General features: G+C 73.5%; 14 protein-coding genes and 1 pseudogene. 13 read left to right on the top strand and 2 right to left on the bottom strand.

The genetic code is table 11. From position 1 onward, the window contains the following. Nucleotides 1-61: 61 nt before the first annotated feature. Nucleotides 62-955, top strand: coding sequence for an aminoglycoside phosphotransferase family protein (locus tag ACFW5B_RS03025; RefSeq protein ID WP_386432490.1), 894 nt, complete (start codon nucleotides 62-64; stop codon nucleotides 953-955). A gap of 98 nt (nucleotides 956-1,053) precedes the next feature. Next, nucleotides 1,054-1,674, top strand: a complete 621-nt coding sequence (locus ACFW5B_RS03020) for an L-threonylcarbamoyladenylate synthase (protein ID WP_386432284.1) — start codon at nucleotides 1,054-1,056, stop codon at nucleotides 1,672-1,674. 167 nt (nucleotides 1,675-1,841) lie between these two features. Here ACFW5B_RS03020 and ACFW5B_RS03015 read toward each other — a convergent pair whose 3' ends face one another. After that, nucleotides 1,842-2,246, bottom strand: a complete 405-nt coding sequence (locus ACFW5B_RS03015; protein ID WP_386432281.1) for a DUF5997 family protein — start codon at nucleotides 2,244-2,246, stop codon at nucleotides 1,842-1,844. 59 nt (nucleotides 2,247-2,305) lie between these two features. Between ACFW5B_RS03015 and ACFW5B_RS03010 the strand changes: the two genes are divergently transcribed. Together ACFW5B_RS03010 and ACFW5B_RS03005 are read left to right on the top strand one after the other, a co-directional pair. Next, complete coding sequence (locus tag ACFW5B_RS03010; protein WP_386432278.1) at nucleotides 2,306-3,115, top strand: LysR family substrate-binding domain-containing protein; 810 nt, start codon at nucleotides 2,306-2,308, stop codon at nucleotides 3,113-3,115. 95 nt (nucleotides 3,116-3,210) lie between these two features. After that, nucleotides 3,211-3,867 carry a CatB-related O-acetyltransferase gene (locus tag ACFW5B_RS03005; protein WP_386432275.1) on the top strand — a complete coding sequence of 219 codons (657 nt, stop codon included), beginning with the start codon at nucleotides 3,211-3,213 and terminating at the stop codon, nucleotides 3,865-3,867. A 316-nt stretch (nucleotides 3,868-4,183) separates the two neighbouring features. Here ACFW5B_RS03005 and ACFW5B_RS03000 read toward each other — a convergent pair whose 3' ends face one another. Beyond that, nucleotides 4,184-5,671 (bottom strand): alpha/beta hydrolase, encoded by a 1,488-nt coding sequence (locus ACFW5B_RS03000; protein WP_386432272.1) that lies wholly within the window; start codon nucleotides 5,669-5,671, stop codon nucleotides 4,184-4,186. A 166-nt stretch (nucleotides 5,672-5,837) separates the two neighbouring features. On the opposite strand from ACFW5B_RS03000, the gene ACFW5B_RS02995 reads away from it, so the two are divergent. The 9 genes and pseudogenes from ACFW5B_RS02995 to ACFW5B_RS02955 form a co-directional block, all read left to right on the top strand. Next, the gene (locus ACFW5B_RS02995; RefSeq protein ID WP_386432269.1) at nucleotides 5,838-7,094 is read left to right on the top strand and encodes an ATP-grasp domain-containing protein; all 1,257 of its coding nucleotides are present in this window, start codon (nucleotides 5,838-5,840) and stop codon (nucleotides 7,092-7,094) included. Beyond that, nucleotides 7,091-7,942 carry a Rossmann-like domain-containing protein gene (locus ACFW5B_RS02990; protein WP_386432266.1) on the top strand — a complete coding sequence of 284 codons (852 nt, stop codon included), beginning with the start codon at nucleotides 7,091-7,093 and terminating at the stop codon, nucleotides 7,940-7,942. The genes ACFW5B_RS02995 and ACFW5B_RS02990 overlap by 4 nt, the downstream gene beginning before the upstream one ends. After that, nucleotides 7,939-9,105: a PLP-dependent cysteine synthase family protein gene (locus ACFW5B_RS02985; RefSeq protein WP_386432263.1), complete on the top strand. Its 1,167-nt coding sequence runs from the start codon at nucleotides 7,939-7,941 to the stop codon at nucleotides 9,103-9,105. The genes ACFW5B_RS02990 and ACFW5B_RS02985 overlap by 4 nt, the downstream gene beginning before the upstream one ends. After that, nucleotides 9,102-10,226: a mandelate racemase/muconate lactonizing enzyme family protein gene (locus ACFW5B_RS02980; protein ID WP_386432260.1), complete on the top strand. Its 1,125-nt coding sequence runs from the start codon at nucleotides 9,102-9,104 to the stop codon at nucleotides 10,224-10,226. The genes ACFW5B_RS02985 and ACFW5B_RS02980 overlap by 4 nt, the downstream gene beginning before the upstream one ends. After that, a complete protein-coding gene (locus ACFW5B_RS02975; protein WP_386432257.1) occupies nucleotides 10,223-11,524 on the top strand; it encodes an MFS transporter in 1,302 nt (433 codons plus the stop codon). Before ACFW5B_RS02980 ends, ACFW5B_RS02975 begins: the two co-directional genes overlap by 4 nt. Before the next feature lie 7 nt (nucleotides 11,525-11,531). Next, a complete protein-coding gene (locus ACFW5B_RS02970) occupies nucleotides 11,532-12,335 on the top strand; it encodes a class I SAM-dependent DNA methyltransferase (RefSeq protein ID WP_386432254.1) in 804 nt (267 codons plus the stop codon). Between the two features lie 49 nt (nucleotides 12,336-12,384). Continuing rightward, nucleotides 12,385-13,971, top strand: a complete 1,587-nt coding sequence (locus ACFW5B_RS02965; protein ID WP_386432251.1) for an ABC transporter substrate-binding protein — start codon at nucleotides 12,385-12,387, stop codon at nucleotides 13,969-13,971. Further along, nucleotides 13,968-14,921 carry an ABC transporter permease gene (locus ACFW5B_RS02960; RefSeq protein WP_386432248.1) on the top strand — a complete coding sequence of 318 codons (954 nt, stop codon included), beginning with the start codon at nucleotides 13,968-13,970 and terminating at the stop codon, nucleotides 14,919-14,921. Before ACFW5B_RS02965 ends, ACFW5B_RS02960 begins: the two co-directional genes overlap by 4 nt. Further along, nucleotides 14,918-15,781, top strand: a pseudogene (locus ACFW5B_RS02955) (ABC transporter permease); the annotation flags it as partial. The gene ACFW5B_RS02960 and the pseudogene ACFW5B_RS02955, both read left to right, overlap by 4 nt. Nucleotides 15,782-15,809 lie beyond the last annotated feature (28 nt).

The following is a 15,809-nucleotide window of genomic DNA, read 5'->3' as shown; positions in this document are numbered from 1 at the left end:
GGGCGTGGGGAGTCGTCCCGGCAGATATTCGGCTACCAGCCGCGACACGTCCGCTCCTAGGATCGGCCGTGTGATCGACATTCCGGAAGAGCTGGTCGCCACGCAGATCAAAATCAACGGTGCGGCGGGCCGTGACTTCATCGCCGCGTTGCCGGAGCGGGCCGCGGAGTTCCTCGACCGCTGGGAGCTGCGGCCGGCCGGGCCCTCGCTGTGCGGCATGGCGGCGCTCGTCCTGCCGGTCGAGCGGGCCGACGGGACACCGGCCGCACTCAAGATGCAACTGCTCGACGAGGAGAGCGCGGGCGAGCCGGTGGCGCTGCGCGTCTGGGGCGGCGACGGCGTCGTACGGCTGCTGGACCACGATGCGGACACCAACACCCTGCTGCTCGAACGCCTCGACGAGAAGCGCCACTTGTCGACGCTCGACGACTCCCGCGCGGCCGTACGGATCATCGCGGAGCTGCTGGCCCGGCTCACCGGCGTACCCGCACCGGCCGGAATGCGGCAGCTCGGCGACATCGCGCAGAGCATGCTCGACTCGGTGCCGGCCGCGGTGCGGAAAGTCGCGGACCCGGCCGGGCGTGCGGTTCTGAAGAGCTGTGCGGCGGCCGTCCGCGAGGTCGTGGGCGACCCCGGCGACCGGCTGCTCCACTGGGATCTGCACTACGACAACATCCTCGCCGGGGAGCGCGAGCCCTGGCTCGCCATCGACCCCAAGCCGCTGGCCGGCGACCCGGGTTTCGAGCTGATGCCCGCGCTCGCCGATTTCTTCGACCCGCCCGAAGTCCGCTACCGCTTCGACCTGATGACCGAGGTGCTGGGCCTCGACCGGGAGCGGGCCGCCGCCTGGACGCTGGGGCGGGCCCTGCAGAACCTGCTGTGGAACATCGAGGACGGCGAGGACGAGCTGGATCAGGACCAGCTCACGATCGCCCGAATGCTGCTGGAGCGGTGATCCCGCCGGTCCCGCGGCCCTTCTCTCCGGGGCCCTCAGCGGGGCGGCGCCTACTTCGCCCTCCGGGTGCGCCTGACCTGATCACGTAGGCTCGACGGATGGCGAAGTATTTCGACGTACACCCCGAGAATCCCCAGCGGCGCACCATCACCGGTGTCGCCGACAGCATCCGTTCCGGCGCCCTCATCGCGTATCCGACGGACTCCTGCTTCGCACTGGGATGCCAGCTGGGCAGCCGCAGCGGCATCGAGCGGATCAGGTCGATCCGGAACCTCGACGACCGTCACCACTTCACCCTCGTGTGCCAGAACTTCTCGCAGCTGGGGCAGTTCGTGCACATCGACAACGATGTGTTCCGCGCGGTGAAGGCGGCCACGCCCGGCAGTTACACCTTCATCCTTCCCGCGACGAAGGAGGTGCCGCGCCAGCTGCTGCATCCGAAGAAGAAGACGGTCGGCGTCCGCATCCCGGACCATGTCGTTCCGCAGGCCCTGCTCGCCGAGCTCGGTGAACCGCTGCTCTCCAGCACGCTGCTCCTGCCCGACGAGGAGGAGCCGATGACACAGGGATGGGAGATCAAGGAGCGGCTCGACCACGTGGTGGACGCGGTGCTCGACTCGGGCGACTGCGGTACCGAGCCGACCACGGTCATCGACTTCTCCGGCGGCGATGTCGAGATCGTCCGCCGGGGCGCGGGGGACCCCTCGCGCTTCGAGTAACCGGGCGGGTGGCCGGACTCGCTCAGGGTGGAGTGTCCGTGACGGGCGGCTACCGATGGGTGTGCCGCCCATCCGGCCGGGCCGGGCGGGCGGGTGAGCACCCGCGCGCCCGCGGCGACATCGTTCATGGGCAGGGGACGGAAGCCCCCAGGGACAAGGGGCAGAGGTCAGGCGCGCGGGCTCTGCTGCTGCGCGGCTTGCTCCGCGTTCTTCTCCTTGATCCGGGCCGTTTCCTTGCGGACCTCGGCCTGCGTGGCGCGCTCGCGCTGCAGCCACTCGGGGCTTTCCTGCTTCAGGGCGTCGATCTGCTCCGTGGTGAGCGCTTCCGTGACGCCGGCCCGTGCGAGACCGGAGATGGAGACGCCGAGCTTCGCCGCGACCACCGGCCGGGGGTGCGGGCCGTTGCGCCGCAGGTCCACCAGCCATGCGGGCGGATCGGCCTGCAGAGCGTTCAGCTCGGTGCGCGAGACGACACCCTCCTGGAACTCGGCGGGGGTGGCCTCGAGGTACACCCCCAGCTTCTTCGCCGCGGTCGCGGGCTTCATCGTCTGGGGTGTCTGGTGCGACTTCATGAGGTCAAGGGTATCGAGCGTGTGCACGGGCTCCGACCACGACCGGTAACCTGGCGGGCGTGACAAGCTCGGAAGCACCCCCGTCGTTCCGGCTCGCCTACGTCCCGGGAGTGACGCCCACGAAGTGGGTGCGGATCTGGAACGAGCGGCTGCCCGACATCCCCCTGACCCTGGTCCCGGTGTCCGCGGGCGACGCCTGTGCGCTGCTGCGGGACGGTGGCGCCGACGCGGGCTTCGTACGGATGCCGGTGGACCGGGACGATCTCGCGGCGATTCCGCTCTACACCGAGACGACCGTGGTCGTGGTGCCGAAGGACCACCTGGTGACGGCGGTCGACGAGGTGTCCGCCGAGGACCTGGCCGACGAGATCGTGCTGCATCCGCTCGACGAGACCCTCGACTGGGAGCGCCGCCCGGGACAGCCCGCGATCGAGCGCCCCGCGACGACCGCGGACGCCATCGAGCTGGTGGCGGCGGGGGTGGGCGTCCTCGTGGCCCCGCAGTCGCTCGCCCGCCTGCACCACCGCAAGGACCTCACCTACCGCACGGTCTCGGACGCCCCCACATCCCGCGTCGCACTGTCCTGGCCGCAGGAGGAGACCACCGACATGGTGGAGGACTTCATCGGGATCGTCCGCGGGCGGACCGTGAACAGCAGCCGCGGACGCACACAGGCCCAGCCGGCGGCCCAGCCGAAGGGCAAGCGCCCCGAGGCGGGCGGCGCCCGGTGGAAGCCCGCCGCGGGCAAAGCGGCAGGCACGGCAGGGGGAGGCAAGACCGCGGGGCGGCCGGGCGGCAAGAGCACGCGGAGCGGTTCCGGCGGTCCCAAGGGCGGCGGCCGGCGTGGCAAACCCCGCCGCCGGTCGTGAGAGCCGGCGGATCGGAAAAGTCGGTGGATCGGCTCGGGGCCCATTGCGATCATGGTCGGGTTCTGATCCGCGAGGTGTGAGAGAGCTGATGCGTGATGCCCGCTGTTCCCGGTGTGCCCGCTGATCCGACCGCGCTGCATCCGATGCCCGAGCAGCCGCGTGTGGTGCTGCTGAAGCCCTTGGTGACCTCGCCGCTGATCGAGGTCGGGGAGTTCTCCTACTACGACGACCCGGACGATCCGACGGCGTTCGAGACCCGCAATGTGCTCTATCACTACGGGCCGGAGAAGCTGGTCATCGGGAAGTTCTGCGCGCTGGGCGAAGGCGTGCGCTTCCTGATGAACGGCGCCAACCACCGTATGGACGGCCCCTCCACGTTCCCGTTCCCCATCATGGGCGGCTCGTGGGCGGAACACTTCGGCCTGATCACCGGTCTGCCGGGCCGCGGTGACACCGTGGTCGGCAACGATGTCTGGTTCGGCTACGGCGCCATGGTGATGCCCGGTGTCCGCATCGGACACGGCGCGGTGATCGCGTCCGGGTCGGTGGTCGTCGACGACGTTCCGGACTACGGGGTCGTGGGAGGTAACCCGGCCCGGCTGATCCGGCGCCGGTACGACGACGCGGACATCGCCCGGCTGCTGGCGCTGGCCTGGTGGGACTGGCCCGTCGAGCACCTCACCCAGCACCTCCCGGCGGTCATGACCGGCAGTGTCGACGATCTCGAGGCCGCGGCCCCGGGGAAGGGGTAGCGTCACCGGCGCGCGGGATCGTGCGGGCGCCGTCCGGGCGGGTGGTCGCGACCGGCGCCTCGTCCGCCTCACCCGCCTTCCACGACGCCTCTCATCCCTGCCTCGCGGCGGTGTGGGCGTACCGGTGGCGGTGCGCAGCGAACTGGAGGGGCTGGCCCTGTCGCCCGCGGCGTTCGGCTGGGACGACTGGGACGGCAAGGACCGCTGCGCGATCTGCGCCCCGGAGGGCGCGGGGGAGGGTGACGGGCGGGCGGAGGGCGGTGCCGGCCCGGCCGCCGGTGTGCGGGCCGGGCCGACGGCTGTCAGTCAACGTGCGTCATGGCATGGGCAGTCCGGGCCCGGCGCAGTCCACGTCATCCCGCGGTACGGTCCCGTCGGTCAGGTAGGCCGCGGCCGTCCCGTCCACGCAGGCGTTGCCGCGGCTGGCGAACACCCCGTGCGAGTAGTCGTCGTGGAGGGTGACGAGCCGGGAGCCGGGAAGTCGCCGCTGGAGTGCCCGGGCTCCCTCGACGGGGGTGACGGGGTCGTGCTCGGAGGCGACCAGCAGGACCGGTGGCGCGGCCGGGCTGCCGAGCGGGGTGGCGTGTGCGGGACGGTGGTGCCAGTACGCGCAGACCGAGGCCTCCATCCCGGTGAGCACCGGCTGCGGGTCGAGCCGCCGCATCCGCCGGATGTCGGCGACGACCCGGCCGGGTGAAGGCGCCGGCCCGTCCGCGCACTTGACCGTGCGGTTGGCGGCCTCGAAGGTACGGGACGCGGGGCCGTCGAAGGGCTCCGCCGGAAGCAACGGGCCTATGGTGCCGTCCCGCAGATAGGTCCGCAGGCCGTCGGCGAGACCCGCCCAGCGTTCGGTGCGGCCCAGCGCCCGGTAGACGGCCCGGTCGAACTCCGCCGCCCCGAAGCCGTCCACCGGGCGCTCGGCGAGACCGTCCCGCACCCGCTGGTACGCGGCACGCACCGCCGGGCCGTCGGCGCCGAGTTCGAAGTGCTTCCGGTGCCGGGCGACCCAGTCGAAGAACACCGCCCGCTGGCGTACCAGCGCACGGCTCTGGCGGAGGTCGAAGTCGTACCACTCCTCGGGGCCGACCACGCTGTCCAGCACCATCCGGCCCACCCGCTGCGGGAATTGAGCGGCGTAGGCGGCCCCGAGGTAGCTGCCGTAGGAGACGCCGAGATAGCTGATCCGGCGCTCACCGAGCGCCTCCCGCAGGGCGTCCATGTCCCGGGCGGTCTCGGTGGTCGACAGATGCGGCAGGGCCTTGGCGACGTGCCGGGCGCAGTCGTCGGCGGTGCGCCGCAGCCCGTCGAGGTACGCCCGCTCGGCCGTCCGCCCCGACGGGACCGGGTCCGGTCCCGGGCGGTCGAAGAGGCCGCCCATCGGGCCGCAGTCCGCCGGTGCGCCGGCACCGGTGCCGCGCGGGTCGAAGCCGATCACGTCGTACGAACGGCGCACCGCCTCCGGGAGTTTGGCGCGCTTGGTCACCGCGTACGGGAGGCCTGATCCGCCGGGCCCGCCGGGGTTGACCAGCAGGACGCCCCGGCGCTCGGCGGCCGGTCCGGAGGCGCGGACGCGGGACACCGCGAGGTCGAGGTGTCTGCCGTGCGGGTCTGCGCGGTCCAGGGGGACGCGGAGCCGGCCGCACTCGACGCGGGCGGGCGCGGGCGGGTCCGGTACGGAGTCCGGGCAGGCACCGAAGCGGAGCGCCGGGGGCGGGGGAGCGGCGGGTGCCGGGGCGGCCGGGAGCAGGGCGGCGGTGGCCGTCAGGGCACAGAGCAGGCCGGTGCGGCGTACGGCAGGAATCACGGGTCTCGCATTCGGGAGGGCGGCGGAGGGGCCACGGAACTTGGTGGTGAAAATGATTATCGTTTACAGTGTGGCCCGGTCAAGCGGACGGCCCGCCCCGGAAGGCCGTCGTTCCGTCACGTACCGCCCCCACACCCCCCGGACAACGCTGCGAAGAAGGGACACCGTGGCTCATCTGCTGATGGTCGAGAGCTGGGTCGGAGCGATGAGCAGGCTGCTCCCACGCGCGATCCGCGAGGGCGGACACGAGTTCACCCTCCTCACCCGCGACCTGCACCACTACCTGCGCTCCGCGCCCGAGGGCACCGCACACCCGCTGCTCGGCGCCCGTCATGTGCTGACCGCCGACACCAACGACCTGGACACCCTGCTGCCGTACGTCGAGCGGCTGCACCCCGCGCTCGGCTTCGACGGGGTGATCACCTCCTGCGACTACTACCTCCCGACCGCGGCCAAGATCGCCGGCCGCCTCGGGCTGCCCGGCCCGGCGCCCGAAGCCGTCGAGAACGCCTGTCGCAAGGACGCCACCCGGCAACTGCTCGCCGCCGCCGGGCTCCCCGGGCCGCGCTTCGCGGTCTGCGCGGACCGCTCCGAAGCGGCCGACGCGGCGGCCGGCATCGGCTATCCGCTGGTGCTCAAGCCCGTCGACCTGTGCGCCGGCATGTTCGTCCGGCGCGTCGACGACGAGGCGGAGCTGACCCGCGCCTACCGCGCGCTCGACGCGTTTCCCGTCAATGCCCGCGGTCAGCGCCGGGCGCCCGTGGTCCTCCTCGAAGAGCTGCTGCACGGGCCGGAAGTCAGCGTCGAGACCGCGACGTTCGACGGGCGGACCGAGGTGATCGGGGTGACCGACAAGAGCGTCGGCGGGGCACCGGCCTTCATCGAGACCGGCCACATGTTTCCCGCCGCGCTCCCGGCGGCCGATGCGGAAGCGGCGGGGGAGACGGCCCGTCAGGCGATCGGGGCCCTCGGCCTGGACGGCGTCGTGGCGCACACCGAGATCAAGCTGACGCCCGGCGGACCACGGCTGATCGAGGTCAACCCCCGCCCCGCGGGCAACCGGATCACCGAACTCGTCCGCCATGTCACCGGCGTCGACATCGCGGCCGCCGCCGTGGACCTGGCACTGGGGCAGCGCCCCGACCTGCACATACGCGACACCGGGCTGCACAGCGCCGCGATCGGCTTCCTCGTCCCGGACGCCGTGGGCGTGCTGGCCGGGACCGATGGCGCGGACCTCGTGCGCAGCGCGCCGGACGTGCTCGAAGTCCGGCTCGCCGAGCCCGGCACGACGGTCAAGGCGGCCGGCAGCAACAACGAGTACCTCGGGCATGTGATGGCCGGGGACGCCGAGGGGACGGGCGCACGCCGGCGGGTCGAGAGCCTGCTGTCCGAGCTGCGCCCGCGGGTGGTGAACCGATGACCACGCCCACCACCGATCGCCCGGCCACCGCCACTTCGTACGACGACCTCGTGGACCGCGTCCTCGGCGGCCACTTCGGGCCCGACCCGCGCACCCAGCGGGTCGCCGTCGCCTTCAGCACCCGGCAGGCCGTACGCCACGAGGGCCGCAGCGGCGGCTACCGCAACGAGGTGCTGAGCCTGCGGCTGGCCGCCGCGGTCGGCTCCTGCGCCGTGGAGCCCGGTGAACTGCCGGACGCCGCGGTCGAGGACTGCGTCGGCGCGGACCTGGCCCGCCTGCTGACGCATGAACTGCGCCCGGTGCGGGTGGCCGCCCTCGACACCTACCTGATGCACGTCCTCCCGCACACCCCCGCGAACGGCGCCCGGTCCTGGTCGCTGCCGGCCGGGTCGTCCCTGCGCAAGTCCCGGGCCAGGGCACGGGCCGTCGCCGGACTGGTCGACGCCGCGCCGGGCGCCCGGGTGCTCGTGGTCGGCGTGGTCAACTCGCTGCTGGAGGCGCTGCGTGCGCGCGGACTGTCCTACGTCCCCTGCGACCTCAAGGGCGGCACGACGGAGTGGGGCGAGCCGGTCCGCACCGACGCGCTCGCCGAACTGCCGCACTGCGACGCGGTGCTCGCCTCCGGGATGACGCTGGGCAACGGCAGCTTCGAACCGCTGCGGCAACAGGCACTCCGCCACGGCAAGCCCCTGGTGATGTTCGCGCAGACGGGCAGCGCGGTGCTGCCCCGGTTCCTCGGAGCCGGGGTGAGCGCGGTGTGCGCCGAGCCGTACCCCTTCTTCTGGCTCGACGGCGGTCCCGGCACCATCCACCAGTACCGCGACCAGACCTCCGGAGGCGCCAGGTGACCACGGCCGTCCGGCACCCCGCCGGCAATCGCGCACTCCTCGGCCTGGTCGGCCGCACCCCGCTCGCCCGGGTCACCGCCGACCTCCCCTGCCCGCACCCCGGCTTCTGGGCCAAGCTCGAAGGGCTCGGCGCGGGCGGAATGAAGGCACGGGCCGCCGTGTCCATGCTGCTCGGCGCCAGGGAACGCGGCCACCTACGGCCCGGCGCCCCCGTCGTGGAGTCCACCTCCGGCACCCTCGGTATCGGTCTGGCCTTCGCGGGCCAGGCGCTCGGCCACCCCGTCGTGCTGGTCGGCGACACCGAACTGGAGCCGTCCATGCGCCGGTTGCTGCGCACCCACGGCGTCCGGCTCGAACTCGTCGACCGGCCGGCGCCCGAGGGCGGCTGGCAGGCGGCCCGGCTGGCCCGGCTGCGGCACCTGCTCGCCGAACTGCCCGGAGCGTACTGGCCCGACCAGTACAACAACCCCGACAACGTCGCCGGTTACGCCTCCCTCGCCGCCGAAATGGCCGCCGAACTCGACCACCTCGACATCCTGGTGTGCAGCGTCGGCACCGGCGGCCACAGCGCGGGGATCATCGGCCCGCTGCGCCGGCACTGGCCGCGACTGCGGCTGATCGGCGTGGACGCCACCGGCTCGACGATCTTCGGCCAGCCCGCCCGGACCCGGCTGATGCGCGGCCTGGGCAGCAGCATCCACCCGCGCAACGTCGCCTACGACGCCTTCGACGAGGTGCACTGGGTCGGCCCGGCGGAGTCCGCCGACGCCTGCCGCAGGCTCGCCACCGGCAACTTCGTCAGCGGCGGCTGGAGCACCGGCGCGGTCGCCCTGGTCTCCGCGTGGGCCGCGCGGATACACCCCGGCGCAGTGGTCGCCACCGTCTTCCCCGACGGTCCGCAGCGCTATCTCAACAGCGTCTACGACGACGACTTCGCCACCGCCCACGGCCTGGACCTGGCCACCGCCGCCACCCGCCCGGTCGAGATCCCGCATCCGACCGCGGCGGAGGCGACCGGATGGACCCGGTGCGGGACGGTCGCCGACCCGCTCGCGGCCCCGGCCGGCGCCTGCCCGCCCGGACCGGTCACCCACCCCGACCGGCCGTCCACCATCCCGCACCATCCCACCCGCACCACCACCCCCTGGGAAGAAACCCCGTGAAGGTCAGCCAGCGCACCGTACGGCTCGAACTCGCCGAGCCGCTGCGCATCTCCCGCTCCACGATGGCCGCCCGCGACGCCCTCTGGCTCACCATCGAGCACCGAGGCCGCCGCGGCCACGGCGAAGCCGTCACCAGCGCCTACTACGGCCTGGACGCCGCCACCCTCGGCCGGCTGCTGCACCGTGCCGGGCGCGAACTCGCCCGCTGCGCCACCCCCGAGAGCGCCCTCGACGCCCTGCGCGCGGGCGACCTGCCCGCACCCGGCACGCCCGCGGCGGTGACCGCGGCCGTGGAGTCCGCGCTGCTCGACCTCGCCGGGAAGCGCGCCGGCCGGCCCGTGCACCGGCTGCTCGGCGCCCCGGAAGCGCCGTCCGCAGCCACCGCCCGCACCATCGGCATCACCTCCTGCCGGGCGGCCGCGGAGCAGGCGGCCCGGCTGACCCGGCGCGGCTTCTCCGTCCTCAAGCTCAAGGCCGGTGCCCCGGACCCCGAGGACGACCTCGACCGGGTACTGGCGGTGCGCGACGCCGCACCGCACGCCCGACTGCTGCTCGACCCCAACGGCGCCTGGACCCCCGCCCTGGCCGACGCCCTGCTGCCCCGCTACGCCGGCCTCGGCATCGAGGCGGTGGAGCAGCCGCTCGCCCCCGGCGACCCCGAGGCGCTGGCCGCACTCGCCGCCCGTTCGCCACTGCCGGTCATCGCCGACGAGGACGCGGCAGACCTCGACGACGTCCGGCGGCTGGCCGGGCGGGTGCACGGCATCAACGTCAAGCTCGCCAAGTGCGGCGGGGTCACCGCCGCGCTGCGCATCGCCGACCTGCTCGCCGGCACCGGCACCGACCTGATGCTGGGCTGTCTCACCGCCAGCACCCTCGGACTCGCCCCCGCCGTCCACCTCGCCGACCGCGCCCGATGGACGGACCTGGACGGCCACTTGCTGCTCGCCCACGACCCCTGGACCGGCATCAGCGGCACGGACGGCACCGTACGAGCCGGCCGGGAACCGGGCCTCGGCATCCGGCCGGCCGACGGCGCACCGCCACCGGGCGAGGCGCCCGCGGACGACGGGACCGCGGGCCGGCCGGCTCCGGCGCGCGACGAGGAGGCGGCCCGATGAGGACCTGGCAGGAAATGCGCCGCTTCCCGCTCGCCATCCGGCTGCTGCTGATCAACCAGCTCGGTGTCAACACCGGCTTCTATCTGCTGATTCCGTACCTCGCGGTGCACCTCGGCGAAGACCTGGGGATGTCCGCCGCGGTCGTCGGGATCGTCCTCGGCGTCCGCAATCTCAGCCAGCAGGGCCTGTTCCTCATCGGTGGCTCGGCCGCCGACCGGCTGGGCGCGCGCGGGGTCATCATCGCCGGCTGCGCCCTGCGGACCGTCGGCTTCGGCCTCTTCGCGCTCGGCGACGGCCTGCCCGTGCTCCTCGCCGCGTCCGTGCTCAGCGGGCTGGCCGGGGCGCTGTTCAACCCGGCCGTACGGGCCTACCTCGCACAGGAGGCGGGTGCGGACAAGGCCGAGGCGTTCGCCCTCTTCAATGTCTTCGCCACCACCGGGGCCCTGATCGGGCCACTGCTCGGCAGCGCCCTGCTGCTGGTCGACTTCCGGGCCTCCGCGCTCACCGCCGCCGGGATCTTCGCCCTGCTCACCGTCGCCCAGGCCGTCGTGCTGCCCGCCTCCGAGGTCGCCCCGGCGCGCAACAGCGTCCTCGGCGACTGGCGTGAAGTCCTCGGCAACCGCGTCTTCCTGGCCTTCGCGCTGGCCATGGTCGGCATGTTCACCATGGAGAACCAGCTGTACCTGCTGCTGCCCGACGGCGCCCGGCGGGCCACCGGCTGGGACGGCGCGGCCGGACTGGTCTTCCTCATCGGCACCGTCGCCAACCTCACGCTGCAACTGCGGATCACCCGCGCCCTCAAGGAACGCGGCAACCGAGCGCGGTGGATCAGCGCCGGGCTCGCCCTGATGGCCCTCTCCTTCATCCCGCCGATGGCCGTCGCGGGCCTGGGAACACCGGCCGGCGGACCGGGCGACGCCGCGCTGCGGGCACTGCCCGTACTGGCCGGGGCGCTGCTGCTCTACCTCGGTGTCATGGTCGCCCAGCCGTTCGTGATGGAGCTGATCCCCGCCTTCGGCCGCGCCGAACTCACCGGCACCTACTTCGGACTGTTCTACGTGGTCTCCGGGATCGCCGCGGCGGCCGGCAACACCGTCGTCGGCTGGGCCATGGACACCGGTGAACACACCCGTACGCAGTGGCTGCCGTGGGCCTGCTGCCTGGCCTTCGGCCTCGTCTCCGCGGCCGGCGTCGCCTGGCTGCACCGGCTGCGCGGCCTGCCGGGGGACACCACCAAGGCACCGGCCACCGCCGCACCCCTGGTCACCGAGGCACCCAAGACGACGGAAAAGGCCTGACCCACCCATGGAAACGCAGAGAAGCAGCGACAACCTGCTCACCGACACCCCGGAGCTCTACGAGGCCCGCTTCCCCGACGCCGAACGGCTCGCCGCCCGCTGGGCCGAGGACTGCCTGGGCCGCCACCGCGCGGGACACCGTGTCCTGGACCTCGGCTGCGGCACCGGTCGCGACGCCGCACATCTGCACCGGGCCGGCCGCACCGTCGTCGGGGCGGACCTCTCCACCGCGATGCTGGCCCACGCCCGCAGACACCACCCCGGACCGGACTACGTACAGGCCGACCTGCGCGACTTCGACCTCCAGGAAGGCCCCTTCGACGCCGTCGTCTGCCTGGACAGCGCCCTGCTCTACTGCCACACCAACGCCGAACTCGACGGCTTCCTCGCCTCCTGCCGGCGCGCCCTCACCCCCGGCGGGCTGCTCGTGGCGGAGATGCGCAACGGCGCCTTCTTCCTCGGCCGCACGGAACTGCTCGACGCCCCCGCCGTCCACGCCTTCACCTGGCGCGGCACCGTCCACACCTCCACCACCACGCTGTACCTCGACCGCACCGCCCAACTCCTGCGCCGCACCCGCCTCTGGACCACCGACGACGGCGCCCCGCCCCACGAGCAGCGCTCCGCATGGCGGCTGCTCTTCCCCCAGGAACTGCGGTACGCCCTGACCGCGCACGGTTTCGACGTCCTCGAACTGCACGACGGGCCGGGGCCGCGGACCGACCCCGCCTGGCAGGAGGGCGACCGGCCCGGCGCGTCCGCCGACGGCGACCGGCTGCACCTCGTCGCCCGGCTCACCCGGCACGCCTGACGCCCGCTCGCACCCCCGCCACCCACCCGCGCACAGCAAGGAACCCGCCATGAACGAAGGCCCCGTCAACGACCCCCGCTTCCCCGGCCTGCGCCGTCGCGGCTTCCTCGCCGCGGCCGGCGGGGCCGCAGGCCTCGGCGCGCTCGCCCTCACCGGCTGCACGGACCCGGCCGGGGACGCCGCCGACAGCGGGGGCAAGCCCCGGCGCGGCGGAAGACTGCGGGCCGTCTTCGCGGGCGGCGGCGCGAGCGAGACTCTCGACCCGCACCTGGCCAACCTCTTCGCCGACGCCGCCCGCGCCAAGGCCCTCTTCGACAAGCTCGCCGACTTCGGCGCCGACCTCGGCGCCGAGCCGCGGCTTGCCGCGTCCTGGGAGCCCAACGCAGCCCTCGACCGCTGGACCGTACGGCTGCGCAAGGCGTCCTTCCACAACGGCAGGCCGGTCACCGCCCGCGATGTCCTCTACAGCTACCGCCGCATCGCCGACCCGAAGAAGGCGTTCCGCGCCAAGGCCTCGCTGGAGCCCCTCGACCTCAAGGCGAGCCGGGCCGTCGACGCGCACACCGTCGAGTTCGCCCTCAAGCGCCCGACCGCCGAATTCCCCAACATCCTGGCCGCGTTCGGCGCCTATGTCGTCCCCGACGGCGCGACCGACTTCGACACGAAACCCGTCGGCAGCGGCCCGTTCCGCTTCGTCTCCTTCGCCCCCGGACGTTCCGCCGTCTTCCGGCGCAACGACGACCACTGGGACGGCGCGCCCTACCTGGACGAGCTGGAGTTCCTGGTCGCCAACGAGGAGTCCGCACGCGTCAATTCCCTGCTGGGCGGCCAGGTCGAGTACGCCCACGAGCTGACACCGACCACCGCTCGCGCACACGAGGGCAAGGGCCGGATCGAGATCGTCCGGCTGCGCAACAGCGCGATGCAGGCGTTCGCGATGAAGACCGACCGGCCGCCGTTCGACGACCGGCGGGTGCGCGAGGCGTTCTTCCTCCTCACCGACCGCAAGGAACTGGTGGACGGTGCGCTCTCCGGCGCCGGCGAGGTCGGCAACGACCTGTTCGGCAAGGGCTACGAGTACTACGCGGACGGACTGCCGCAGCGCGAGCAGGACCTCGACCGGGCCCGCCACCTGCTCAAGAAGGCCGGCGCCGACGGGCTGCGGGTCACCCTGGACACCTCGGCCGTCGCCGCCGGCTTCACCGAGTCCGCCGCCATCTTCCGAGACCAGGCCGCCAAGGCCGGAGTGCGGGTGAAGGTGGCGATGGGCAGCAAGGACAGCTACTGGCAGGACACCCTCGACTCCGGAACGCTGTGCTGCTACCGCTCCGGCGCGATGCCCATCGAGTCGCACTTCTCCCAGCGCCTGCTGTCCGGCTCCACCACCAACGCCACCAAGTGGCACCACAAGGACTTCGACGCGCTCTACCAGCAGGCCCAGTCCACCAGGGACAAGAAGGACCGGGCCGCCGTCTACGCGCGCATGCAGCGCCGTCTGTACACCGAGGGCGGCTTCCTGGTCTGGGGCTTCGCCGACTGGATCCTCGGCACCGCCCGTACGGTCCGCGGCGTCGCGCACCGCGCCCCCGCCAACACCCTCGACTGGGCCCGCTTCGACAGGGTGTGGCTCGCGTGACCGGTCTGCGGCCGTGGCTGGCCCGTCGGCTGCTGCTCGGCGCCGGGCAGACCGCCGCCGTCGTGCTGCTCGTCTTCGCCCTCACCGAGGCGCTGCCCGGCGACGCCGCGGTGGCGCTCGCCGGCGACCAGCCCGACCCCGGGCGGATCGCGGCCATCCGGGAGGCCCTGCACCTGGACCGGCCCGCCCACGAACGCCTTGTGGCATGGGCGGCCGGACTGCTGCACGGCGACCTCGGCACCTCACTGACCTCCGGCCGGCCGGTCAGCTCCTACCTCGCCGACGGCTTCGGACCGACCCTGCTGCTCGCCGCGCTCACCCTGCTCCTGCTGGTGCCGCTGGCCGGCGGCCTCGGAGTCCTGGCCGCCCGCCACGAAGGACGGCTCGTCGACCGCCTCATCAGCTCGGTGACCCTGGGCGTGTACGCGGTACCGGAGTTCGCCTTCGGCGTGCTGCTGGTGACGGTCTTCGCGCTGCGCCTCGGCTGGCTCCCGCCGACCGCCGTCGGCTACGGCGACGATCTGCTCGCCCACCCCGCGGCGCTGGTGCTGCCCGTACTGGTGCTGCTGTCCCGCCCGGTGTGCTCGCTGGCGCGGCTGGTCCGCGCCGGCATGATCGACGCACTGGCCTCGCCGTACGTCGCCCAGGCCCGCCGCTACGGCGTCCCCGGCGCCCGCGTCCGCTGGGCACACGCCCTCCCCAACGCCCTTGCGCCCGCCGCCCAGCAGCTCGCCCGCACGGTCGACTGGCTGCTGTGCGGGGTCATCGTCGTGGAGGCCCTGTTCGTGATTCCCGGCCTCGGCACCGTCCTGATGAATGCCGTGGCGGAACGCGACGTCCCCGTCATCCAGGGCCTGGCGGTCGTCTTCGGCTGCACCGCCGTGCTCCTCAACCTCGGCGCGGACCTCGCCACACACCGACTGGTGCCCCGATCGGCGGTGGCCGCATGAGCATCCGTACGGCCCGCGGCCCGCGCCGCTTCACCCTCGCCCTGCTGATCATCACCGTACCGCTGCTCCTCGCCCTCCTCGGGCCGCTGTTCGCCGGGGAACCCGGGCCACGGGCCCCCTCGTTCACCCTCGGCGGCGGGCACTGGGCCGGTACCGACTTCGTCGGCCGGGAAGTCTGGCGGCAGGTGCTGCTCGGCGGCCGCCCGGTGGTCCTGACCGCCGTCGCGGCGACGGCGCTGGCCTATGTGGTGGCGATCCCGCTCGGCCTCATGAGCGCGCTGACCCGCCGCCGCTGGCTGGACGAGCTGCTGATGCGGCCGCTGGACGTCCTGCTCGCCATCCCGTCGCTGCTGTTCATCCTGCTGGTGGCGGCGGTCCTGACGCCCGGCGCCGGCGGTCTCGCGCTGCTGGTGGCACTGGTCAACATCCCGGACGCCGTTCGGGCGGTGCGGGCCGCCACCGCCGAAGCGGCCGCCCGGCCCGCGGTCGAGGCACTGCGGATGCAGGGGGAGACCTGGTGGCGGACCGCCGTCGGCTACGTCGGCCGGTCGGCCCTGCGCACCCTCGCCGCCGACGCCGGGGTCCGGCTGACCGGAGTGCTGTACCTGGTCGCCACGGCCGCCTTCCTCGGCGTCGGCGCCGAACCGGACGCCGCCGACTGGGCGGTGATGGTGGACCGCAACCGCACGGGCATGCTCGTCCAGCCCTGGGCCGTCGTGCTCCCCGCCGTGCTGATCATGGCGCTGACGATGGGCAGCAATCTGCTCTTCGACGCGGCCCTGACGAGGCGGGACGGCAGATCGGGGCGGGGACGGCGTGACCGGAAGCCCGGCCCGGACCGTACCTCGCGGACCGGCCGTACTCCCGCCCCACCGCCCGCTGAGGGAG

The sequence above is a fragment of the Streptomyces sp. NPDC058773 genome, assembly GCF_042746015.1.
GTDB lineage: Bacteria > Actinomycetota > Actinomycetes > Streptomycetales > Streptomycetaceae > Streptomyces.
The sequence above is the reverse complement of the archived record's forward strand: the minus strand, read 5'-3'. Positions and strand labels throughout refer to the sequence as shown.

Bases quoted from the DNA above. Each gene is read 5' to 3' on its own strand.
- ACFW5B_RS02990 (WP_386432266.1), top strand. From the start codon at position 7,091: ATGACCACGCCCACCACCGATCGCCCGGCCACCGCCACTTCGTACGAC.
- ACFW5B_RS02975 (WP_386432257.1), top strand. From the start codon at position 10,223: ATGAGGACCTGGCAGGAAATGCGCCGCTTCCCGCTCGCCATCCGGCTG.
- ACFW5B_RS02965 (WP_386432251.1), top strand. From the start codon at position 12,385: ATGAACGAAGGCCCCGTCAACGACCCCCGCTTCCCCGGCCTGCGCCGT.
- ACFW5B_RS03005 (WP_386432275.1), top strand. From the start codon at position 3,211: ATGCCCGCTGTTCCCGGTGTGCCCGCTGATCCGACCGCGCTGCATCCG.
- ACFW5B_RS02970 (WP_386432254.1), top strand. From the start codon at position 11,532: ATGGAAACGCAGAGAAGCAGCGACAACCTGCTCACCGACACCCCGGAG.
- ACFW5B_RS03015 (WP_386432281.1), bottom strand. From the start codon at position 2,246: ATGAAGTCGCACCAGACACCCCAGACGATGAAGCCCGCGACCGCGGCG.
- ACFW5B_RS03020 (WP_386432284.1), top strand. From the start codon at position 1,054: ATGGCGAAGTATTTCGACGTACACCCCGAGAATCCCCAGCGGCGCACC.